The 21,992-nt window shown below is 58.4% G+C and carries 20 protein-coding genes, 1 pseudogene and 1 other annotated feature; of the genes and pseudogenes, 9 read left to right on the plus strand and 12 right to left on the minus strand.

What is annotated here, in order from left to right:
* The first annotated feature begins 113 nt into the window (after positions 1 to 113).
* Complete coding sequence (tonB, locus tag FJU30_RS05935) at positions 114 to 899, plus strand: TonB system transport protein TonB (RefSeq protein WP_150434063.1); 786 nt, start codon at positions 114 to 116, stop codon at positions 897 to 899.
* A gap of 49 nt (positions 900 to 948) precedes the next feature.
* Here the strand turns inward: tonB and yciA are convergent, their stop codons facing one another.
* The 4 genes from yciA to FJU30_RS05955 form a co-directional block, all read right to left on the minus strand.
* Positions 949 to 1,383, minus strand: a complete 435-nt coding sequence (yciA, locus tag FJU30_RS05940) for an acyl-CoA thioester hydrolase YciA (RefSeq protein WP_150434064.1) — start codon at positions 1,381 to 1,383, stop codon at positions 949 to 951.
* Positions 1,384 to 1,432: 49 nt separating this feature from the next.
* Entirely contained in the window at positions 1,433 to 1,993 is a 561-nt protein-coding gene (locus FJU30_RS05945; RefSeq protein ID WP_150434065.1) for a septation protein A, read from the minus strand.
* Between the two features lie 203 nt (positions 1,994 to 2,196).
* The gene (locus FJU30_RS05950; RefSeq protein ID WP_150434066.1) at positions 2,197 to 2,952 is read right to left on the minus strand and encodes a YciC family protein; all 756 of its coding nucleotides are present in this window, start codon (positions 2,950 to 2,952) and stop codon (positions 2,197 to 2,199) included.
* A 27-nt stretch (positions 2,953 to 2,979) separates the two neighbouring features.
* A complete protein-coding gene (locus FJU30_RS05955; protein ID WP_150434067.1) occupies positions 2,980 to 3,411 on the minus strand; it encodes a YkgJ family cysteine cluster protein in 432 nt (143 codons plus the stop codon).
* 276 nt (positions 3,412 to 3,687) lie between these two features.
* On the opposite strand from FJU30_RS05955, the gene ompW reads away from it, so the two are divergent.
* Together ompW and FJU30_RS27445 are read left to right on the plus strand one after the other, a co-directional pair.
* The gene (gene ompW / locus FJU30_RS05960) at positions 3,688 to 4,323 is read left to right on the plus strand and encodes an outer membrane protein OmpW (RefSeq protein WP_150434068.1); all 636 of its coding nucleotides are present in this window, start codon (positions 3,688 to 3,690) and stop codon (positions 4,321 to 4,323) included.
* A gap of 54 nt (positions 4,324 to 4,377) precedes the next feature.
* Complete coding sequence (locus FJU30_RS27445) at positions 4,378 to 4,506, plus strand: hypothetical protein (RefSeq protein ID WP_263406721.1); 129 nt, start codon at positions 4,378 to 4,380, stop codon at positions 4,504 to 4,506.
* Here the strand turns inward: FJU30_RS27445 and trpA are convergent.
* From trpA to FJU30_RS05990, 5 genes and pseudogenes are all read right to left on the minus strand, one after another.
* A complete protein-coding gene (trpA, locus tag FJU30_RS05965) occupies positions 4,503 to 5,309 on the minus strand; it encodes a tryptophan synthase subunit alpha (RefSeq protein ID WP_150434069.1) in 807 nt (268 codons plus the stop codon). The two genes, FJU30_RS27445 and trpA, sit on opposite strands and share 4 nt — an antisense overlap.
* Entirely contained in the window at positions 5,309 to 6,499 is a 1,191-nt protein-coding gene (trpB, locus tag FJU30_RS05970; RefSeq protein WP_150434070.1) for a tryptophan synthase subunit beta, read from the minus strand. The genes trpA and trpB overlap by 1 nt, the downstream gene beginning before the upstream one ends.
* A gap of 53 nt (positions 6,500 to 6,552) precedes the next feature.
* Positions 6,553 to 7,914: a bifunctional indole-3-glycerol-phosphate synthase TrpC/phosphoribosylanthranilate isomerase TrpF gene (gene trpCF, locus FJU30_RS05975; RefSeq protein ID WP_150434071.1), complete on the minus strand. Its 1,362-nt coding sequence runs from the start codon at positions 7,912 to 7,914 to the stop codon at positions 6,553 to 6,555.
* A 3-nt stretch (positions 7,915 to 7,917) separates the two neighbouring features.
* Positions 7,918 to 9,517 (minus strand): annotated as a pseudogene (trpD, locus tag FJU30_RS27035) (bifunctional anthranilate synthase glutamate amidotransferase component TrpG/anthranilate phosphoribosyltransferase TrpD).
* Positions 9,517 to 11,079, minus strand: a complete 1,563-nt coding sequence (locus FJU30_RS05990; protein ID WP_150434074.1) for an anthranilate synthase component 1 — start codon at positions 11,077 to 11,079, stop codon at positions 9,517 to 9,519. The pseudogene trpD and the gene FJU30_RS05990 overlap by 1 nt, the downstream one beginning before the upstream one ends.
* 35 nt (positions 11,080 to 11,114) lie before the next feature.
* Positions 11,115 to 11,218 (minus strand) — a sequence feature (Trp leader region).
* 227 nt (positions 11,219 to 11,445) lie between these two features.
* On the opposite strand from FJU30_RS05990, the gene rnm reads away from it, so the two are divergent.
* Together rnm and FJU30_RS06000 are read left to right on the plus strand one after the other, a co-directional pair.
* Positions 11,446 to 12,324, plus strand: a complete 879-nt coding sequence (rnm, locus tag FJU30_RS05995) for an RNase RNM (protein WP_150434075.1) — start codon at positions 11,446 to 11,448, stop codon at positions 12,322 to 12,324.
* A 106-nt stretch (positions 12,325 to 12,430) separates the two neighbouring features.
* Entirely contained in the window at positions 12,431 to 13,051 is a 621-nt protein-coding gene (locus tag FJU30_RS06000; RefSeq protein ID WP_150434076.1) for an L-threonylcarbamoyladenylate synthase, read from the plus strand.
* Positions 13,052 to 13,240: 189 nt separating this feature from the next.
* Here FJU30_RS06000 and FJU30_RS06005 read toward each other — a convergent pair whose 3' ends face one another.
* Positions 13,241 to 14,188, minus strand: coding sequence for a siderophore ABC transporter substrate-binding protein (locus tag FJU30_RS06005; protein ID WP_150434306.1), 948 nt, complete (start codon positions 14,186 to 14,188; stop codon positions 13,241 to 13,243).
* Positions 14,189 to 14,525: 337 nt separating this feature from the next.
* On the opposite strand from FJU30_RS06005, the gene FJU30_RS06010 reads away from it, so the two are divergent.
* Positions 14,526 to 15,110 carry a hypothetical protein gene (locus FJU30_RS06010; protein WP_150434077.1) on the plus strand — a complete coding sequence of 195 codons (585 nt, stop codon included), beginning with the start codon at positions 14,526 to 14,528 and terminating at the stop codon, positions 15,108 to 15,110.
* Between the two features lie 268 nt (positions 15,111 to 15,378).
* Positions 15,379 to 16,254, plus strand: coding sequence for a 23S rRNA pseudouridine(2605) synthase RluB (rluB, locus tag FJU30_RS06015; RefSeq protein WP_150434078.1), 876 nt, complete (start codon positions 15,379 to 15,381; stop codon positions 16,252 to 16,254).
* Positions 16,255 to 16,349: 95 nt separating this feature from the next.
* Here the strand turns inward: rluB and FJU30_RS06020 are convergent, their stop codons facing one another.
* Positions 16,350 to 17,111, minus strand: coding sequence for a YciK family oxidoreductase (locus FJU30_RS06020; RefSeq protein ID WP_150434079.1), 762 nt, complete (start codon positions 17,109 to 17,111; stop codon positions 16,350 to 16,352).
* A 378-nt stretch (positions 17,112 to 17,489) separates the two neighbouring features.
* On the opposite strand from FJU30_RS06020, the gene sohB reads away from it, so the two are divergent.
* The gene (gene sohB / locus FJU30_RS06025; protein WP_150434080.1) at positions 17,490 to 18,539 is read left to right on the plus strand and encodes a protease SohB; all 1,050 of its coding nucleotides are present in this window, start codon (positions 17,490 to 17,492) and stop codon (positions 18,537 to 18,539) included.
* Between the two features lie 45 nt (positions 18,540 to 18,584).
* Here sohB and FJU30_RS06030 read toward each other — a convergent pair whose 3' ends face one another.
* Entirely contained in the window at positions 18,585 to 18,854 is a 270-nt protein-coding gene (locus FJU30_RS06030; protein WP_150434081.1) for a YciN family protein, read from the minus strand.
* Positions 18,855 to 19,268: 414 nt separating this feature from the next.
* Between FJU30_RS06030 and topA the strand changes: the two genes are divergently transcribed.
* Positions 19,269 to 21,866, plus strand: a complete 2,598-nt coding sequence (gene topA, locus FJU30_RS06035) for a type I DNA topoisomerase (protein WP_150434082.1) — start codon at positions 19,269 to 19,271, stop codon at positions 21,864 to 21,866.
* Positions 21,867 to 21,992 lie beyond the last annotated feature (126 nt).

Consider the following 21,992-nt stretch of genomic DNA (forward strand, 5'->3'; position numbering starts at 1 on the left):
GCAGGGAAAAACCGTTCGCAGAAGGAATAAATCCGCCAGACGTTCGGTTGTTATTGAATATGATTGCTATTTGCATTTAAAATTGGACGGCGTAAGAGGATAACGAAATTACTATGCCGCAGAAAACGTTGTTATTAACCCGCCGCTTTTCATGGCCTTTCCTGCTGTCAGCTGGCTTACATAGTTCAGTGATTGCGGCTTTGCTGTATGCATCTTTTAACCAGTCGGTTCAGCTACCGCAGTCGATCAAACCCATCAGTATGGTGATGATGAATCCGGCTGAATTTGAAGCGGCCCCGGCGGCAAAGCCCGCTACGGAAGACGCGCCGAAACCGGAGCCCGAACCGGCTGAGCCTGAAGCGCCGCCGCCGGAGCCCGAACCGGTGCCGGAGCCTGAACCCGTGCCGGAACCGTTGCCTCAGCCCGTCGCTATTCCGCTGCCGGAGCCTAAGCCGAAACCGAAACCCCGGCCGGAACCGAGGAAGCACGTGGAGAAGCCCAAACCGGTGAAACGCGAAACCCGGCCTGAGAAACAAACGCCGGCGCCGTTTACCAGCGATGCGCCCACGCGCAGCGTTAACAATGCGCCGGCCCGTCAGGCGCCGGCCGCGTCGGCCAGTATGCCGTCCAGCGGGCCGCGTCCGCTCAACCGGGCCGAACCGCAGTATCCGGCGCGCGCCTTTGCGCTGCGAATTGAAGGACGAGTGCAAATCCAGTTCGATGTGGATGATTCGGGCCGCGTCGGCAATGTGCGCGTACTTTCCGCTCAGCCGCGCAATATGTTTGAGCGCGATATCCGTCAGGTGATGCGTAAATGGCGTTACGAGATGGGAAAACCGGGTAAGGATCTGGTCGTCACCTTTATCTTCCGTATCAACGGCGGCGCGGTGGTGGAGTAAGCCCGGAAGAGAAGGGCCTGGCCCATCGTGCGGCCAGGCCCGGTTTGCGTTAGCCGATATCGATATCCATCGTCAGGTGGTCCTTCCCCGGCGGCAGCGCGCGCGAGCGTCCCATGTCGTCGACGGCTACATAGGTGAACAGCGCCTCCGTTGCCCGATAGCGTTGACCTATCGGCTCCGAGGAGACCTTTTTTACCCACACTTCAATATTGATATTGATCGAACTGCGTCCTGTCTTTACGCAGCGCGCGTAGCAGCACACGACGTCTCCGACGGCGACCGGTTTCAGGAAGGTCATGCCGTCAACCCGCACGGTCACCACCCGGCCTTCGGCAATCTCTTTCGCCAGGATGGCGCCGCCAATATCCATCTGCGACATAATCCAGCCGCCGAAAATATCGCCGTTGGCATTGGTGTCGGCCGGCATAGCCAGCGTGCGCAGCACCAGTTCGCCCTGTGGCAGTCGAGCGTTGTCTTTACTCATCGGTGTATGTTTATCCGTCAATAGTCGGTATCGGCAGGGTAAGCGCCGGTCAGTTTTTGCCTTTATCGTTAGATTCTTCCTGCTGCGTGGGGATATAACGATACACGCAGGCGCCGCTCGCCAGGGTGAACAGCAGCGTCATTCCGGCCAGACCGAACAATTTGAAATTCATCCAGGTGTCCTGCGACAGCCAAAACGCCACATAAATGTTCAGCAGGCCGCAGCACAGGAAAAACAGCGCCCAGGCAACGTTAAGTTTTTGCCATATCGCCTCCGGCAGAACAATCTCTTTATCCAGCATTTTTTGGATCAGGTTTTTTTTCAGAACCAGTTGACTGAATAACAGGGCGACGGCGAACAGCGTATAAAGGATGGTTACTTTCCACTTAATGAATTCATCATTATGTAACGCTATGGTCAGCGAGCCGAAAACGGCCACCAGCACAAAGGTGACGATCGCTACATTCCCTACCTTGCGATATCTGATCCAGCTGTAGAGCAGCGTCAGGGCGGTAGCGGCAATCAGCGCGCCGGACGCGATATAAATGTCGTACATCTTGTAAACGACAAAGAAAACGATCGGTGGCAGGAAATCAAGAAATTGCTTCATGGAAGAGGTCCGTAACGTAACGAGTCATAATCGACGGCCAGACTAGCCGCTGCGCGACTGGCCGGTACAGGCGAATATTATCGCTGATAAACGGCAAGAATGCAGCGTTTTGCAAAACCTTACACTTCATCTTGCCGGAACGCCGTCGCACGAATCAGCGATGCGGGAAGCGAAGCCCCGGCTACGCCGAGGCTCGCGCGCCATTACTTGCGCAGCAACATATACAGCCGGAAAAGATAGATCAACAGAATGACGGACGCCAGGTTGCTGATGGCGTTGATAACGATGCCCATCACGGTAGGCGATGACATGGACAACCGCATGGCCAGCACCAGAATGACGACTTTGGCCAGCAGCCAGAAGATCACCGCCGGCGCCACCAGCCGTACGTTGGCCCAGACCAGTTTGCCGCTGGTTTTCAGCGAGAGAAACACCCCGCTATTATCCGCCACGGCGATCACCGGCGCCAGGCTCACGGTAATTGCCAGCAGAATACCGGGAATGAGCAACAGTATCGTGCCCAGCTGCACCACGAGCGTACAGATAAAGATCAGCAGCAGCAGGCGCGGCAGCAGCGGCGCGGCCGCGCCGACCGCGCGCAGGGCGCTGGTGGGCTGGCCGCGCGATACCATCTGGATCAGCATCAGAATACCGCTGGTCAGCAGCGCATTGCCGAACAGCGCGGAAAAGAAGCTGGCGGACGAGGCCCTTATCAACACGCCCTGCTGCTCGGGCGTCATACTTTCAATCATGGCCCGCAGCCCCTGCGGCTCCTGAGACGAGGTCGATGCCAGACTATCGGCGTTCAACAGACTCAGTTGCTCGCTATCCGGCGCGAAGACGTGGCCAAGAATAACGGTAATAAACGCGCTTAATAACGCCAGCAGAACAATGCTGGGCAACTGATTACGCGTGAAATTCATTGTGTCACGGTACAATGTACTGGCCGTGATAGACATGCATGCTCCCGGGCTGATAGTAAATACTTATCCCTCCATTCTACCCGTTATGTCGGCATGTAGCACCCCGCCGGCGGGAGGTTCGACCCGTTCCGAAGGTAAATTTTTGTCTGCAGAGGATAAAATGAGCAGCGGCGGCAGGTCATAGTGCGCGCGTGCGCGGTCGCAGGCGGCGTTAATCAGCCCGTTGACGCCCGATTGCATAAACTCCCGGCAGGGCGAGGGGCGATCGTGATAAATCGAGCAGCGGGTGGCATGACCCACTTCACCCTGCAGCGCCTCGCAGCGCGGCGTTTTGCTGTTAGTCCCTTTCATACAGCATAAAAAAGGCGTCAGCGGCTCCGTCAGCGAGGGCGGGACCGTCCCGGCGCCGTCGCGGGTTTCGGCCCAGTAAAAGGAAACGCGGAACCACGCGCAACAGGCGCCGCACGAGATACACGGATTATCGATATCGATCATGTTAATTACCCCGCCGCCCACCGGTTTGAATCAGGATTCACGCAGAGAAATTACGCCTGAGTACACGTTGTGCGCAATCGAATTTTCCGTACGTCATCTTCCGTCTGGAAAGGCTGTTTTTGATTTAGATCAATTATTGTATTTTTAATAAGTTAGGCTAACCTGATGCGTTTCGAAAAACACCAAAACAAAATAAAAGATGTGATCCGGCTAAAAACAATATTGCCGTTAAATCGTTATATTCGCCGCACCTAAACCGCACAAAGGGAGTGGATAATGAAAAAGGCAATGCTGGTTTTACTGGCAGCGGCAAGCGTGTTGCCCGCGGGTGTCCAGGCGCATCAGGCAGGGGATGTGATCGTCCGCATGGGAACGGCAACCGTGCGGCCCACCGAAGGGTCGGAAAACGTACTGGGGCTCGGTTCGTTTAAGGTGGATAACAATACGCAACTGGGTCTGACGTTCAGCTATCTGGTCACCGATAATATCGGCGTCGAGCTGCTGGCCGCCACGCCGTTCAGACACCGGGTAGGGCTGGAAAGCACCGGTAATATCGCCGAAGTGCATCATCTGCCGCCGTCGCTGATGGCGCAATACTATTTTGGCGACGCCAACAGCAAACTGCGCCCGTATCTGGGCGTCGGCATCAATTACACCCTGTTTTATGATGAGAAGTTCAACAACACCGGCAAGCAGGCGGGGTTAAGCAATCTGAGCCTGAAAAACTCGTGGGGCGTGGCGGCGCAGGCCGGGCTGGACTACAACCTGGATAATAACTGGTTGCTGAATGCGTCCCTGTGGTGGATGGATATCGATACCGACGTTAAATTTAATACCGGCGACCAGCAACATCAGATCAGTACTCGTCTCGATCCCTGGGTGTTTATGTTCGGCTTCGGCTATCGTTTCTGATCGCGTTTTTCGCCGTGAGGCGAAGGGCGACCGGCGGGAGACCGGCGAATTCGGATGGTGCAGGGCAATGCGCTATCGCTGCGAACAACGCGCCTGCCGTCGGAAGAACGACGGCGTTATTTCACCAATGGCGCGAAGAAAGCCGCCATTGGTGAATTCGATGCGCAACGCCGTCCCGCTTAAGCGCGCGTCGCTGCCTTCATACGGCTGGCGAACGCGGTCAGCCGGCTAAGCATTTCCGCCGGATGGTCGAGATTATTTTCAATAATTCTTACTACCGCGGAACCGGAAATAGCGCCGGCCGCGCCGGCGTCCAGCGCCGCGCTGACCTGCGCCGGTTCCGAAATGCCGAACCCCTGCAGCGGCGGCGCCGCGTGATATTCGCGCAGCTTAGCGATCAGGTGCGTCAGCGGCAGTTCAGCCCGGTTCTCGGTGCCGGTCACGCCGGCGCGCGACAGCAGGTAGGTATAGCCGCGGCCGTGCGAGGCGATTTCGCGCAGCAGATCGTCGTTCGCATTGGGCGGGCAGATAAATATCGGCGCGATGCCGTGACGCGCCGCGGCGGCGCGAAACGGCGCGGACTCTTCCAGCGGTACATCGGCGACCAGCACCGAGTCGACGCCGGTGGCGGCGCAGAGCTGATAAAATGCGTCGATGCCCTTGCTGAACACCAGGTTGGCGTACATGAGCAGCCCGATCGGCAACGCGGGGTACTTCTGGCGGATGGCCGCCAGCATCTCGAAACAGTGACCGGGGGTAACCCTGGCGTTAAAGGCGCGCAGGTTGGCGTTCTGAATCGTCGGGCCGTCGGCCAGCGGGTCGGAAAACGGAATGCCGAGTTCCAGCGCGTCGGCGCCGCCGGCGACCAGCGCGTCAATAATTTTGAGCGACTGTTCCGGGGAGGGATCGCCCAGGGTAACGAACGGAACGAACGCGCCTTCCTTTTTTTCCGCCAGACGGTTAAAAAGCTGCTGATAACGATCCATTAAATCTCTCCCCGCTCTTTCAGAATATCGTGGACGGTAAAAATATCCTTATCACCCCGTCCGGAAAGGTTAACCACCAGAATCTGCTCTTTTTCCGGTTCCGCTTTAATCATTCGCAGCGCGTGAGCCAGCGCATGCGACGACTCCAGCGCCGGGATAATCCCTTCGTGACGCGACAGTTCCTTAAAGGCTTCCAGCGCTTCGTCGTCGGTCACGGAGACATACTCGGCGCGGCCGATGCTGTTCAGCCAGGCGTGCTGCGGGCCGACCGACGGAAAGTCCAGTCCGGCGGAGATCGAGTAGGACTCTTCGATCTGCCCATCCGCCGTTTGCATCATCGGCGATTTCATGCCGAAGTAGATGCCGGTGCGGCCATGTTTCAGCGGCGCGCCGTGCTGACCGCTTTCGATCCCGAGCCCGGCCGGTTCAATACCGATTAAACGCACCGGGGCGTCATCGATAAAGTCGGCGAACATACCGATGGCGTTCGAGCCGCCGCCCACGCAGGCCAGCACCGCGTCCGGCAGACGACCTTCTCTTTCCAGCAGTTGCGCTTTGGTCTCTTCGCCGATCATGCGCTGAAATTCGCGCACGATGGTCGGGTAGGGGTGCGGACCGGCCGCGGTGCCCAACAAATAGTGCGCCTTTTCGTAGCTGCCCGACCAGTCGCGCAGCGCTTCGTTACAGGCGTCCTTCAGCGTGGAGGAGCCGCTGTGCACCGGAATGACTTCCGCGCCCATCAGCCGCATGCGGAATACGTTGGGCGACTGACGTTTGGCGTCTTTTGCGCCCATATAGACCCGGCACTTCAGGCCGAGCAGCGCGCAGGCGAGCGCGGTGGCCACGCCGTGTTGACCGGCGCCGGTTTCGGCGATGATCTCGGTTTTGCCCATGCGTTTCGCCAGCAGCGCCTGGCCGAGCACCTGGTTGGTTTTATGCGCGCCGCCGTGCAGCAGATCTTCACGCTTCAGATAGAGGCGGGTTTTGCTGCCGGCGGTCAAATTTTTGCACAGCGTCAACGCGGTGGGACGCCCGGCATAGTTGCGCAGCAGATCGCTGAATTCCGCCTGAAATGCCGGATCGCGCTGCGCGCTGACAAACGCTTCTTCCAGCTGGAGCAGCGCCGGCACCAGTATTTGCGGCACATACATGCCGCCGAACTCACCGAAGTAAGGATTAAGTAAAGTCATAGTCGTTCCGTCTGTTATCCGTTAATGATGCGTCGGCTCTTCGCGGCGCCACTTCACGCCACGCGCAGCGTGTTAAATACCGACGCCAGTTTTTCAGCATCTTTGATTCCCGGCCGGCTTTCCACGCCGGAGTTCAGGTCTAGTCCGGCGCAGCCCAGGCGCGAGGCGGCCCCGACGTTGTCCGGGTTCAGGCCGCCGGCCAGCATGACGCGATCGAGCGTTTGTCCGGCCAGCAGCGACCAGTCGAACGATTTACCGCTGCCGCCCTGGGCGTTATCCAACAGGTAGCGGTCGACATGTTCCAGCGTCATCGCCGGCACAGAGTCGCCTACGCTCAGCGCTTTCCAGATCTGGCAGGCGGACGGCAGCCGTTGGCGCAGCGCGGAAATATACGCCTGATCTTCGTCGCCGTGTAGCTGCACCGCGGCGAGCGATAGCGCCTGCGCCGTCTGGCTAACCTGCTCCGGCGCCGCATTGCGGAACACGCCGACATAGCGCAGCGGCGCGGCGGCCATCACATCCTTCGCCTGCGGCAGATCGACATGGCGCGGCGATGCGTCGACGAAAATCAGCCCGCCGTAGACGGCGCCGGCCTTCCAGGCCGCCTGGGCGTCGGCCGCGCGGGTCAGCCCGCAGACTTTATTTTCGCCGAGGATAACCCGGCGAACCGCCAGCGCCAGGTTATCCTCGGCCATCAGGGCGCTGCCGACCAGAAAGCCGCCGGCGTACTGGCTCAGCTCGCGCACCTGGCGGTAGTGATTGATGCCCGATTCGCTGATGACGGTCACGCCCGCGGGCAGCTGCGGCGCCAGGCGGCGGGTGCGTTCCGGATTAACCGACAGATCGCGCAGATCGCGGTTGTTGATGCCGACGACCCGGGCCTCGAGCGCTATCGCGCGGGCCAGCTCCTGTTCGTTGCTCACTTCCGTCAGCACGCCCATTTGCAGCGAGTGGGCTACCGCGGCGAGCTGGCGGTACTGCTCGTCGTCCAGCACCGACAGCATCAGCAGAATGGCGTCGGCCTGATAATGGCGCGCCAGATAGATCTGATAAGCGCTGATAATAAAATCTTTGCACAGTACCGGCTGCGTCACCGCCGCGCTCACCAGCGGCAGAAAATCGAAGCTGCCCTGAAAATATTTTTCATCGGTCAGCACCGAAATGGCGGAGGCATAATCGCCATACACGCGGGCGATGGCCGCCGGATCGAAATCCTCGCGGATCAATCCTTTGGACGGAGACGCCTTTTTGCATTCGAGGATAAAGGCCGGTTTTTTCGCCTTCAACGCCTGATAAAAACTGCGCTGGCTGGCGACAATCCCGGCGCGAAAACCGTCCAGCGGCTGCTGTTGCCGACGTTGCTCAACCCACTGCGCTTTGTCGCGCACAATCTTGTTCAGTACCGTTTCCTGCATGGCTTATTGTCCTCTCGCGGCCAGACCGGACACGTTATCCCACGCCTTGCCGCTGCGGATAACCTCCAGCGCCTGCTGCGCGTTCTGGCGCAAATCCTGCCGGCCGAACAGTCTGAGCAACAGGGCGACGTTGGCGGCCACCGCCGCCTCATGGGCCGGTTCGCCTTTACCCTGCAGCAGACGGGTCAGAATCTGCCGGTTCTCTTCCGGCGTGCCGCCCAGCAGGGCGGAAAGCGGATAGCTGTCGAGGCCGAAATCCGCGCTGGTCAGGGTGTAGGTTTCAATCTCGCCGTTATTCAGTTCGGCCACCTGGGTTTCGCTGTGGATCGCCACCTCATCCATGCCGCCGCCGTGCACCACGGCGGCGCGCTGGTAACCCAGCACTTTCAGCGTTTCCGCGATGGGGCGCACCAGTTGCGGACTGTAAACGCCAATCAGCGCCAGCGGCGGACGGGCGGGATTAATCAACGGACCGAGCACGTTAAACAGGGTGCGGGTTTTCAACTGTTGCCGCACCGGCACCGCATGGCGGAAGCCGGTATGATATTGCGGCGCGAACAGAAAGCAGACGCCGAGGTCGTCCAGCGCCTGGCGCGACTGTTCCGCCGTCATGTCCAGCCGAATGCCGAACGCGGACAGCAGATCGGACGAGCCGGAGCGACTGGATACGCCCCGGTTGCCGTGCTTCGCCACTTTGGCGCCGCAGCTGGCGGCGACGAAGGCGCTGGCGGTGGAAATATTAATGCTGTTGGTGCCGTCGCCGCCGGTGCCGACGATATCCGCAAACGGGTAGTCGGGGCGCGGGAACGGACGGGCGTCGGCCAGCAGCGCCACGGCGGCGCCGGCGATCTCTTGCGGCCGTTCGCCGCGTATTTTCATACTGATCAGCGCCGCCGCCAGCTGGCTGGCTTCCAGCTCGCCATGAATAATCGCGCTGAACAGTTGCTGGCTCTGCTCTCCGCTGAGGATTTCTCCCTGGTATAATTTCTCAAGTATGGTTTGCATTATCGTGTCCTTAAATGCTTCAGGCCAGCGCCCAGGCCAGCGTCTGCTCCAGCAGCCGCGCGCCGTGCGTGGTTAAAATCGATTCCGGGTGAAACTGAAAGCCGCAAACGCGATCGTCGTCCTGGCGCACGGACATCACCATGCCGTTGAAACGCGCGTTTACGGTCAGCCCGGCGGGAATATTGCTGCCCACCAGCGAGTGGTAACGGGCGACCGGCAACGGATTCGGCAGCCCGGCGAACATCGCCTCGCCGTCGTGCTCGATCACCGAGGCCTTGCCGTGCAGGATTTCTCCGGCCTGACCGACATGGCCGCCGTAAGCCTCCACAATGGCCTGATGCCCCAGGCAGATACCGATGATCGGCAGACGGCCGCGCAGGCGCTGCAGCAGTTCCGGCATACAGCCGGCCTGAGAGGGGGTGCCGGGGCCGGGCGACAGCATCAGCACCGGTTTTTCCCTCTGCCGCAGGTGTTCAATAATCGTATCGGCCGGCAGATGATTGCGATAAACCATCACCCGGTGGCCGCTGGCGCGCAGCTGATCGACCAGATTGTAAGTAAAGGAGTCAATGTTATCGAGCAACAGGATATCAGCCATCAGAACACCTCCCTGGCTTGATGTGCGGTGGCGATGGCGCGCAGCACGGCTCGCGCTTTATTCAGGGTTTCGTCGGCTTCGGCCTGCGGAATGGAGTCCAGCACCACGCCGGCGCCTGCCTGTACGGTGGCGATGCCGTCCTCCACGTAGGCGGAGCGGATCACGATACAGGTATCAAGATCGCCGTGGGCGGTGAAATAGCCGACCGCGCCGCCGTAGCTGCCGCGCCGCGTGCCTTCGCTGGCGGCGATTAGCTGCATGGCGCGCACTTTGGGCGCGCCGCTCAGCGTGCCCATGTTCATACAGGCGCGGTAGGCGTGCAGCACATCCAGATCCTTACGCAGCGTACCGACCACGCGCGAGACCAGGTGCATCACGAACGAGTAGCGATCCACTTTGGTTAAGTCGGCGACGTAACGGCTGCCCGGCTCGCAGATACGCGCCAGATCGTTACGCGCCAGATCGACCAGCATCAGGTGCTCGGCCAGCTCTTTGTGATCGGTACGCATCTCCAGTTCGATACGGCTGTCGAGATCGCGATCCAGAAAACCGTCGGCACGGCGGCCGCGCGGGCGGGTGCCGGCTATCGGGTAGATTTCAATCTGACGGCTGGCGGCATCGTATTTCAGCGAACTTTCCGGCGAGGCGCCGAACAGGGTGAAATCCTGATCCTGCATGAAGAACATATAGGGGCTGGGGTTGTTTTCTTTCAGCGTCTGGTAGGCGGCGAGCGGCGACGGGCAGGGCAGCGAGAAACGGCGCGAGGGCACGACCTGGAAAATCTCGCCCATGCGAATGGCCTGCTGCATGTGGCTGACCACCTTCCCGTAATCTTCATCGCTCTGATTGCAGCTCAGCGACATCGCTTCGATCTGCTGATGCGGAAGCGGCGGCGCCGGCTGCTGTAACTGTAGCTGCAACTGCTCCAGACGCTGCTGCAGGCGTCGACGTTCCGCCGGATTGGGGGTAAACAGGCTGGCCTGCAGGCGAGTGAGACGCTTTTGGTGGTCGATGACCAGCAGCGTTTCCGCCAGATAAAAACAGAAATCCGGGCAGCGTTGCTGCTGGCTCAGCGGCGGCAGCGATTCGAAGCCGGCCACCAGATCGTAGGCGAACAGGCCGCCCAGCAGCATGGCTTCGCGTTCATCGGGCGGGCAGACCACCAGCGTCAGCACCTGGCGCAGGGCATCGAAGACCGACAGCGAACGCAGGCGGGCGTCTTCATCCAGCAGGTCGTCCACCGGTGGAAAGGTCAGCAGGCGGCTGTCCGGCCGCGCTTCGATCTGTACTTCCGCCGGTAACGCCTCGTCAAGCAGCGGCAGCAGGGCGTGGCCGTTTTCCGTCAGCGCCTGGAGGGTGACCACCGGGCCGAGCGCGGTAATGCGCAACGCGCTGTCGACGACCAGCAGGCTCTGCAGATTTTGTTTATTGTCTACTTCTGCCGACTCCAGCAGCAGCGTGGAGGGTCTGGCCCCGCATAGTTGATGAAAAATGGCGCTGGGATCGTCCCGGTAAGCCGCCTGGGCGCGCAGGAGTTCCAGTGTTGGTCGTGTCGTTTGCATGATTACCACTCTGCCGTTGTTCAATAAAAAATGCCATAAAAAAACCCGCTGAATAAGCGGGCCTGGCGATCTGCATGATTCTGCTAACAGTTATGCGCGATTACACCGCCCGCAAGAGGGAAGTGCGCCACCAACCTGTCATCATAATGATTTTTTGCGCCAACATTATCAGAATCCTTCAGTCATTGTGTCTGAACCTGCGTACTAGTTAAATGGTTCGGTGATCTAAAGTCAAGCGCGTTGATAAATATTTTGTCTGAATCGCGTCGCCGAACGGCGCACGGCGTCAGGTTCCTTTATCTTTTCTGTCGGGTTAGTGGCATCATGCCGCCTTGAATATCATTATATCGATCGAAGAGTTGCACAGTGACAGAAGAATTTACCCGGCAATCAACGCTTACTCCGCTGTACGACCTGCACAGCCATACCGTCGCGTCGGATGGACAATTGACGCCGGAGCAACTGGTGATGCGGGCGGTGGAGATGCGCGTGGGCGTGCTGGCGATTACCGATCATGACAGTACGGATGGCCTGGCGGCGGCGCACCAGGCGATTGCTGAACGTCAGCTGCCCCTGCGCCTGATCGATGGCGTAGAGCTGTCCACCCTGTGGGAAAACCATGAGATCCACATCGTGGGCTTAGGTCTGTCGATCGCGCATCCGGCGCTGCGCGAACTGTTGCGGCAGCAGGCGCAGCGCCGCATGCAGCGGGCGCAGGAAATCGCCCTGCGGCTGGAAAAAGCCCATATCCCCGATGCGCTGGCCGGCGCTCAGCGTCTGGCGGGCAACGGGGTGGTGACGCGCGGACATTTCGCCCGTTATTTGATTGAATGCGGCGTGGCGGACAATATGAATCAGGTATTTAAAAAATATCTGGCGCGCGGGAAAACCGGCTACGCGACGCCGCAGTGGTGTACAATAGAGCAGGCGGTGGAGGTTATTCGCCTGGCTGGCGGCGTATCGGTGCTGGCGCACCCCGGTCGCTACGATCTGAGCACCAAGTGGCTGAAGCGGCTGCTGGCGCATTTCGCCGCCTGCGGGGGCGATGCGATGGAGGTGGCGCAGTGCCAGCAGGCGCCGGATGAACGCAGCACCCTGGCCCGGTACGCCGGCGATTACCAGCTTATGGCTTCTCAGGGCTCGGACTTTCATCAGCCCTGCGCCTGGATTGAGCTGGGGCGCAAACTGTGGCTGCCCGCCGCCTGCCGGCCGGTATGGCAACATGAACGGCTTAGCGAGCGGTGAAATAAACGTGGCCTGCCGGCTGGGGCGATGGGCATGGAGCATCGCCGCGCTTCTGCGCTGAACAGCGGGTTCAGGCAGACCGTTTTCGGAAACACGAGGGAGTTTCATGAGTCAGTTTTTTTATATTCACGCGCAGAATCCGCAGCCCAGGCTGATTGCCCAGTCGGTTGACGTGCTAAATAAGGGCGGGGTGATCGCTTATCCTACCGATTCCGGCTATGCGCTAGGCTGCCGGCTGGAGGAGAAAGCGGCCATGGAGCGTATCTGCCGCATCCGCAATCTGGACAACAATCATAATTTTACTCTGGTATGCCGCGATCTGTCGGAACTGTCCACCTATGCCTGGGTTGATAACGCGGCGTTTCGGCTAATTAAAAACAACACGCCCGGCAACTACACCTTCATACTGAAAGCCACCAAAGAAGTGCCGCGACGTTTGATGAGCGAGAAGCGCAAAACGATTGGCCTGCGCGTGCCTTCCAATCCGATCGCGCTGGATCTGCTGGCGGCGCTCAATGAACCGTTGATGTCGACCACGCTGATCCTGCCCGGCAACGATTTCGCCGAGTCCGATCCGGAAGAGATTCAGGAGTCGCTGGGCAAGCAGCTGGACTTAGTGATCCACGGCGGGTTCCTCGGTCAGCAGCCTACTACGGTGATCGATCTGACCGGTGACGCGCCGGTGGTCGTGCGTGAGGGCACCGGCGATCCGAAACCGTTTCTGTAACCGGCGTTCCGGCGCGGCGTTCTTCAGTATCGGGTAAACATCTCTCGCGTTTCCGGCGTCGAGCGCATCATTGATGAACCGCAGCCGGCGGATCTCGACTATTAGCCGCCGGGCGGAAAATCAGCACGTCAGTCGAGAGGCGGTGGCCGTTGGCGCGCGACCACCGCGGCGGGATCGGATATAAACGAATTACTGTGCGGCGGGCGTCTGTTGATCCAACGCCTGGTTAATCGTCTCCATCATGCGGGTGTAACTCTGCAGCCCGCCGGCGATATACAGCGCGGTCGAATCCAGGTAGACGATATGTTTTTTCTGCCATGCGGCCGTTTTATGGACGAGCGGGTTGTCCAGTACCTGCTGCGCGGCTTCTCCGCCAGAGCGACCGATAGCGCTGTCGCGATCGACAATGAACAGCCATTCCGGGTTGATGCTCATCAACAGTTCGGATGAGACCACGTTGCCGTGGCGGCCGGTTTCCGGGAACACTTTAGCCGGTTTGAAGCCCAGCTCATCGAAAATAAACCCAAAGCGCGATTTCGGCCCGTGGGCGGATATTTTTCCGCCGCTGATCATCAGTACCATGGCGCTGCCGGCGTTGACCGCCTTACCGTTGATCTGATCGATGTGTTGTTTAAACGCATCGAGTTGCGCTTTGGCCTCCTGCTGTTTGCCGAAAATAGCGGCCAGCTGCTGCGTGCGCTGGACAAGACTGGGATAAAAGTTATTGCCGTCTACATCCAGTGCAATGGTCGGCGCGATGGCGCTCAGCTTGTCATAGGCGTCATGCGCGCGGCCGCCGGCGATAATCAGATCGGGGCTGGCGCTGCTGAGTTTTTCGTAATCCGGTTCGAACAGCGTACCCGCATTCAGGTACTCCTTGCCGCTATATTTGGCAAGAAAGGCGGGCAGATGCGTATTGGTCTGCGGTACGCCGGCAATGTCGATCTTCAGCGCATCCATGGTGTCCAGCAGCGACGGATTCAGGACAATGACCTTTTTCGGATTGAGCGGAACCACCGTGGTGCCCTGCGCATGTTCAATGCTCAGAGTTTGCGCGCCTTCGGCCTGAACGGCGCAGGCGACGCCGGCAAGGGCCGAGGTCAGCAAAACAGTTTTTACTATTGAAGCCAGACGCATCATATTCTCCTTCAGGATGAGGTTTTCGGTATCTCAGTCAAAAATAAACGATTATTAATATCATTCGTATTGTATTGGCAGTGTAATCGAATCGACATAGCAATAACACCGTTACGCCGGGCTTAAATTAGCCGGTTAGCCGGCAAAAAAAACGCGATGCGGAGCCTTGAGGTCTGACAAAGGGCTTGATGGAGGGGGGCGTCATTATAATAATGAGCGGCTGCAGCGGAGAATATGTGCCGTGCAGGAAGGCCAATAAAGCATCGCGCTTTCTTTGTACCGGGCGGATAACGGTGACAGACAATATGAGATCATCAATATAAAGGGATATTAACAAGTGAAAGTCAGAAAATTATATAAAATCGGCGCTATCGTCGCCTTTTTTGCCGTCGCGCTGATAACCGGCCTTTATCGCTATTTTTCGCATCATTTCCCGCAAAGCCTTCAGTATTCACAGGAGTACCGCCAGCAGGTCGATGAGCCGTATCCCGGCTTTTATGACGCAAGTAAGGAGGAAAAGATGCGGATGAGCCACGAACAGGTGCAAAAATTAACTGATCAAGCCGCAACACGCCAGTACTCCGCAAAAATTCGCGACTATTGCACCGCAGAGAGCGCTGAAAAAGGTTTCATGGAGTTTAAACATTTATTGCTTTCCATCGGCGCCGGCGCGGTTGATCTGTCTACCCTTGAAGATGGACCCGTTAAAGGTGACGTTATGTTGATGCTGCGGGCCGCCTGCCTGAATGGTTACGGCGATCATGCCGCAGGCTATACAACCGGAAATGCAGAAAAGGCGGAGGAGTATCGCCGCCGGTCGGCCCATGCCAAAACCATGGTTGAGCGTGCGGACGCCGGCGGGTTTAAAATATCATCGGATGCCTATGCGCGCGGCTATGCGGCTTTTGAGCGGGGTTATTAGCCATATTGATGGCGCAACGGGGCGCGAGGCGCTAAGGGAACGATTTTCCTATCCCTGCATGCCGCCGCCGAACAGAGAAGTCCGGGATAAAAGCCGGGCTTTTTTGTCGCTGTCCCCTCGGGGCGGCCGGGCGGGCTGTTCAACAAACAGGGTTACACTGTGGTGAAAAGGCTGTATAATAGCCAGCGAATATCACTTTAAGTGTATGAAAGTAAAGTAATTTTTGTTTTCCCACGACGCCTGTGAAGGCGACATCAGAGGTTGCTCAATGAGCGAGAAGTTACAGAAAGTGCTGGCGCGTTCGGGTCATGGTTCGCGCCGTGAAATTGAAGGGATTATCCAGCAGGGACGCGTCAGCGTCGATGGCAAAGTAGCCACGCTGGGCGATCGGGTGGATGTGACCGGCGCGACGCGAATTCGTATTGACGGCCACGTGGTTTCCGTGCTGGAAACCGAAGAAAGCGTGTGCCGGGTATTAATGTATTACAAACCCGAAGGCGAGCTGTGTACGCGCAGCGATCCCGAGGGGAGGCCGACCGTATTCGATCGTCTGCCGAAAATCAACGGCTCCCGTTGGGTGGCGGTAGGCCGGCTGGACGTCAATACCTCCGGCTTGCTGCTGTTCACCACCGACGGTGAGCTGGCTAATCGTCTGATGCATCCGGGCAGCGAAGTCGAGCGTGAATACGCGGTGCGCGTGTTCGGCGAAGTGGATGACGAAAAGATCAAACAGCTAAGCAAGGGCGTTCAACTGGAGGACGGTCCGGCCGCTTTCCGCACCATCCGCTATCAGGGCGGCGAAGGGATGAACCAGTGGTATAACGTAACGCTGACCGAAGGGCGCAACCGCGAAGTGCGTCGCCTGTGGGAAGCGGTCGGCGTGCAGGTCAGCCGTCTGATCCGCGTGCGCTACGGCGACATTCAACTGGCGAAAGGGCTGCCGCGCGGCGGCTGGGCCGAGATGGCGCTGGCGGAAGTGAACTATCTGCGGCAGCTGGTGGGGCTGCCGGAAGAGACGGTATCGAAACTGCCGGTCGAGCGTGAGCGTCGCCGCGTGAAAGCCAATCAGATCCGTCGGGCGATCAAACGTCATAGTCAGGTTGGCGGCGCCAGTCGTCGTCCTCCCTCCACCCGTCGCGGCTGATCGCGCGCCGGTCGTTCCCCGCGATATTCCTCACTGATTGCCCGGCCGCCGCGCCGGGCGCATTACGTCTGAAACCCTCTGTGATTGCGCGCGATTTAGCGGGCCGGACCCGGTTTTCTGCCTGGTTGCGCATCAAAGCTGATGCCGGTTTTACGGCGACTGTCGTCGCCCATTAAATAAAGGTAGAGCGGCATGATATCGGCCGGCGTCTTCAGCTTATCGCGATCTTCGTCGGGAAAGGCGGCGGCCCGCATGGCTGTGCGCGTTCCGCCGGGATTGATACAGTTAACCCGCAGGTTATGCTGGCGATACTCTTCGGCCAGAACCTGCATCATTCCTTCGGTGGCGAATTTAGATACCGCATAGGCTCCCCAACCAGACCGGCCGGCGCGGCCGACGCTGGAACTGGTGAACACCAGCGAGGCGGCGGGCGATTTCAGCAGCAAAGGGAGCAGCGCCTGAGTGAGCATAAAAGTGGCATTAACGTTGACCTGCATCACCTGATGCCAGCTCACGGTCGACTGGCCGGCCATCGGAGCGATTTCGCCCAGTAAACCGGCGTTGTGCAGCACGCCGTCCAGCTGCGTCACCTGCTGCGCCAGCGCGGCGGCCAGCCGCTGAAAGTCTTGCGCCGTAGCGTGCAACAGGTCGCAGACGATAATGATGGGCCGGTAGCCGTGGTCTTGTTCGATATGCGCCTGAACCGCCTGAAGTTTGCTTTCCGTTCGTCCCAGCAAGATCAACCGCGCGCCGTAGCGGGCATAAGTCAGCGCCGCCTCGCGGCCGATGCCGTCGCCGGCGCCGGTGACTAAGATAATGCGGTGTTGCAGTAAGTCGTTTTGCGGGTGGTAATGCACGTCATGGTTCCTTTTACCGAGTTAACGTGGCTGCCGCTAACCACTGGATAATGCCATGCCAGCTCATGGGGTAGCGCGGGGACTGAATGCGGCGTTATCCGCTCAGACATACTGTGACATGCGGGCGGATGTTGATTGAACGATGCGGGTTTTATGCCTGAACCGATAGCGGTTTTCAATCGGACTTGCGCTATATTTTACCCTGCCGGTCAAAACGCGGGTAATCCGCGCGGTGAAGGTTACCCGCATCGTCATCCGATGAAACGGGCGACGGTTAAATGGCGCGCGGCAGCATTTTTATCGGATGACACCGTCGCCGCGGCCGGTCAGAATAATGAAAAATCCTGTATCAACAGCTGGTAAATGAAGGCGGTATTTGTGGAATTATTTTCTCTGTATGGTTTGTTTCTGGCCAAGGCGATTACGGTAGTGGTAGCCATTGGCGCAGTGATTGTCTTGGCGATCGGGCTCACTCAGCGTAAACGTCAGCGTCAGGGGGAGCTCCGGATCGTCAACCTGAGCGAACAGCACCAGCAAATGAAGAAGACGATGCAGCAGGCCCGATTGAGCGACGATGAGCGCAAAAACTGGCTGAAGTCGGAGAAAAAGAAGGAGAAACGCGCCGCGAAACAACAGAAGCAGCGGGCGAAGCATGGCGATGCCGACGAACGCAAACCCTGCCTGTACGTGCTGGATTTTAACGGCAGCATGGATGCCGGCGAAGTGGGCGCGCTGCGCGAAGAGGTGACGGCGGTGCTGGCCGTGGTCCAGCCGCAGGACGAAGTGCTGCTGCGGCTCGAAAGCCCCGGCGGGGTGGTGCACGGCTACGGCCTTGCGGCGTCCCAACTGCAGCGTTTGCGCCAGGCCGGCGTGCGGCTCACCGTGGCGGTCGATAAGGTCGCCGCCAGCGGCGGTTATATGATGGCCTGCGTGGCCGATCGCATCGTCGCGGCGCCGTTCGCCGTCGTCGGGTCGATTGGCGTTGTGGCGCAGATTCCTAACTTTCATCGGTTGCTGAAAAATAACGATGTGGACGTTGAACTGCATACCGCCGGCGAATTTAAACGCACCCTGACGCTGTTCGGCGAAAATACCGAACAGGGCCGGCAGAAGTTTCGCGAAGATTTAAACGCCACTCATCTGCTGTTTAAGCAATTTGTGCACCAGATGCGGCCGTCGCTGGATATTGACGCGGTGGCGACCGGAGAACACTGGTTCGGCAGCCAGGCGAAGGATTTGGGGCTGGTGGACGCCATTGGCACCAGCGATGATCTGCTGATCGCCGAAATGGCTAATCACGAAGTGTTGGAAGTGCGCTATACGCGGCGCAAACGCCTGCTGGATCGGTTTACCGGCAGCGCCGGCGATACGCTGGAACGACTTATGCTGCGCTGGTGGCAGCGCGGCGCGAGCAAACCGCTGCTTTGACCCGCAGGGGGACTGACGGGAGCCAGTGCTCCCGTCCGCCGCGGGTTAGTCCGCCAGGTAGTACTTTTCTGACAGTACGTGCGCCAGGTGCTTGAACATATTAAACACGGCGGTGGTTTTACGGGTAGGGAGCCCATCCTGATCGAGAAAAAATTCGCCGCGGAATACCAGCACCTCGTTTTTTTGTTCCACTTCGGTGGCCTGCATGCCGTGCAGATAATCGTCGTGCTGCTGAATGATAGCGTTCGCCTCGGCCAAAAGCGCTGCGCGTTCAATGGGTTGTTTTTCGTTTGCCGGTTCAGTATAGCCTGCCATTTTTAACTCCTTGCAAAAAACTTCACGCCTATTGTACTGCCCGGAGGGAGATGGCCGCAAACCCTGCGTGGCGTAATCTGCCGCGTCGCGCGCGCATTTTTTCGTGCTGGCGAAAGGCCTTTTTCCATGCTAATTAGGTTGCGCGGCATTTTTTATCAGGTAGAGTGTGGCATTTTCCGCAGGCGAACAGAGCAATTTCCTGCGTCGTGGCAGTCGGCATTTATCCGTTGGCAGAAGAAGATAAATGAATATTTAGATGGATCATGGAGTTGCATTAGCTTATCGTTAAATTTTCCATGCGAATCGATGCTGCCCGGCAGCAAGCCGTGATGAAAAACCGAACGTCCGGCAGAGGTCGGGGCGCGTTCAATCAGATTGCTTATTTTCAGAAGAATTCAGCAGGTAATAATAAATATGGGTAAAGCTCTCGTTATAGTTGAGTCCCCGGCAAAGGCCAAAACGATCAATAAGTATTTAGGCAATGACTACGTGGTGAAATCCAGCGTGGGTCATGTGCGTGATTTGCCGACCAGTGGTTCAGCCAGTAAAAAGAGCGCGGACTCAGCCAAAGATAAAGCCAAAAAAGCCGTTAAGAAAGATGAGAAAACCGCGCTGGTCAACCGAATGGGCGTTGATCCTTACCATGGCTGGAAGGCGCAATACGAAATTTTACCGGGCAAAGAAAAAGTGGTGTCCGATCTGAAGACGCTGGCCGCCAGCGCCGACCACATCTATCTCGCAACCGACCTTGACCGCGAAGGGGAAGCCATTGCCTGGCACCTGCGGGAAATTATCGGCGGTGATGAAAAACGGTTTAGTCGGGTGGTGTTTAACGAAATCACCCGTAACGCGATCCGTCAGGCGTTCGATAAGCCTGACCGGCTGAATATCGACCGGGTCAACGCGCAGCAGGCGCGACGCTTTATGGACCGGGTGGTGGGCTACATGGTTTCGCCGCTGCTGTGGAAAAAGATCGCGCGCGGCCTGTCCGCCGGCCGAGTGCAATCGGTGGCGGTGAGGCTGGTGGTTGAGCGCGAGCGCGAAATTAAAGCCTTTGTGCCGGAAGAATTTTGGGAACTGCACGCCGATCTGCTGGCGGCGCAGGGCAGCACGCTGCAGATGCAGGTGACGCATTTCAACGGCAAGGCGTTTAAACCGGTCAATAAGGCGCAGACGGACGCTGCGGTCGGTCTGCTGGAGAAGGCGCGTTATGTCGTCGCCGAGCGCGAAGATAAGCCGACCAGCAGCAAACCGGGCGCGCCGTTTATCACATCGACGCTGCAACAGGCCGCCAGCACTCGCCTGGGTTTCGGCGTGAAAAAAACCATGATGATGGCGCAGCGCCTGTATGAAGCCGGGCATATTACCTATATGCGTACCGACTCCACTAACCTGAGTCAGGATGCGCTCAACATGGCGCGTGACTATATCGGCAGTAACTTTGGCGAAAATTATCTGCCGAAAGCGCCGAACCACTATAGTAATAAAGAGAATTCGCAGGAAGCGCATGAAGCGATCCGGCCTTCCGACGTTAAGGTGCAGTCCGAACAGCTGAAGGATATGGAAAGCGACGCGCAGCGCCTGTATCAACTGATCTGGCGTCAGTTCGTCGCCTGTCAGATGACGCCGGCGAAGTACGATTCCACCACGCTGATTGTTTCGGCGGGCGATTACCAGCTGCGCGCCAAAGGGCGTACGCTGCGTTTCGACGGCTGGACCAGGGTAATGCCCGCGTTGCGTAAGGGCGATGAGGATCGCACTCTGCCGCAGGCCGACGTCGGCGACGCGCTGTCGCTCCAGCAACTGTCGCCGAGCCAGCACTTTACTAAACCGCCGGCGCGTTATAGCGACGCTTCGCTGGTTAAAGAGCTGGAAAAACGCGGCATCGGCCGCCCGTCGACCTATGCCTCGATCATTTCCACCATTCAGGATCGCGGTTATGTGCGGGTGGAAAACCGCCGTTTCTACGCGGAGAAAATGGGCGAGATCGTAACCGATCGGCTGGAAGAAAATTTCCGCGAGCTGATGAACTATGATTTTACCGCCCGCATGGAGAGCCGGCTCGATCAGGTGGCGAACAACGAAGCCGAATGGAAAACGGTGCTGGATGAGTTTTTTGCCGAGTTCAGCAAACGGCTGGAAACGGCGGAACAGGATCCGGAAGAGGGCGGTATGCGCCCGAATCAAATGGTGCTGACCAGCATCGATTGCCCGACCTGCGGACGAAAAATGGGTATCCGCACGGCCAGCACCGGCGTGTTCCTTGGGTGCTCCGGCTATGCGCTGCCGCCGAAAGAGCGCTGCAAAACCACCATCAATCTGATCCCGGAAGAGGAAGTTCTGAATATTCTCGAGGGGGACGAGGCGGAAACCAACGCGCTGCGCGCGCGGCGTCGCTGCCCGAAATGCGGCACGGCGATGGACAGTTATCTGATTGATAATCAGCGTAAGCTGCACGTGTGCGGCAACAACCCGGCCTGCGACGGCTATGAGATTGAAAACGGCGAATTTCGTCTTAAAGGCTACGACGGTCCGGTGGTCGAGTGTGAAAAATGCGGTTCGGAGATGCACCTGAAGATGGGGCGCTTCGGCAAGTATATGGCCTGTACCAATGACGGCTGCGGCAACACGCGCAAGATCCTGCGCAACGGCGAAGTCGCGCCGCCGAAGGAAGACCCGGTGCCGCTGCCCGAATTGCCGTGTGAGAAATCGGACGCGTATTTCGTGTTGCGCGACGGCGCCGCCGGGGTCTTCCTGGCCGCCAATACTTTCCCGAAATCGCGCGAAACGCGGGCGCCGCTGGTGGAAGAGCTGGTGCGGTTTAAAGACCGTCTGCCGGAAAAACTGCGCTATCTGGCCGACGCGCCGGTAGCGGATAACGACGGCAATAAAACGCTGGTGCGGTTCAGCCGTAAGACCAAACAGCAATATATCTCCTCGGAGAAAGACGGCAAGGCGACCGGCTGGTCGGCGTTTTATGTGGACGGAAAATGGGTCGTGAGTAAAAAATAATCGGTTAGCGCGTGAGAAGCCAGCCATTTCCCGGCTGGCTTTTTTGATCGGCAACCTGTCACAGGGCGTTAATGACAGGCCGCTTTTTAAGAAAGTGGTTATATAAAATGCATTTTTATGATTAAA

It is taken from the genome of Affinibrenneria salicis (assembly GCF_008710095.1).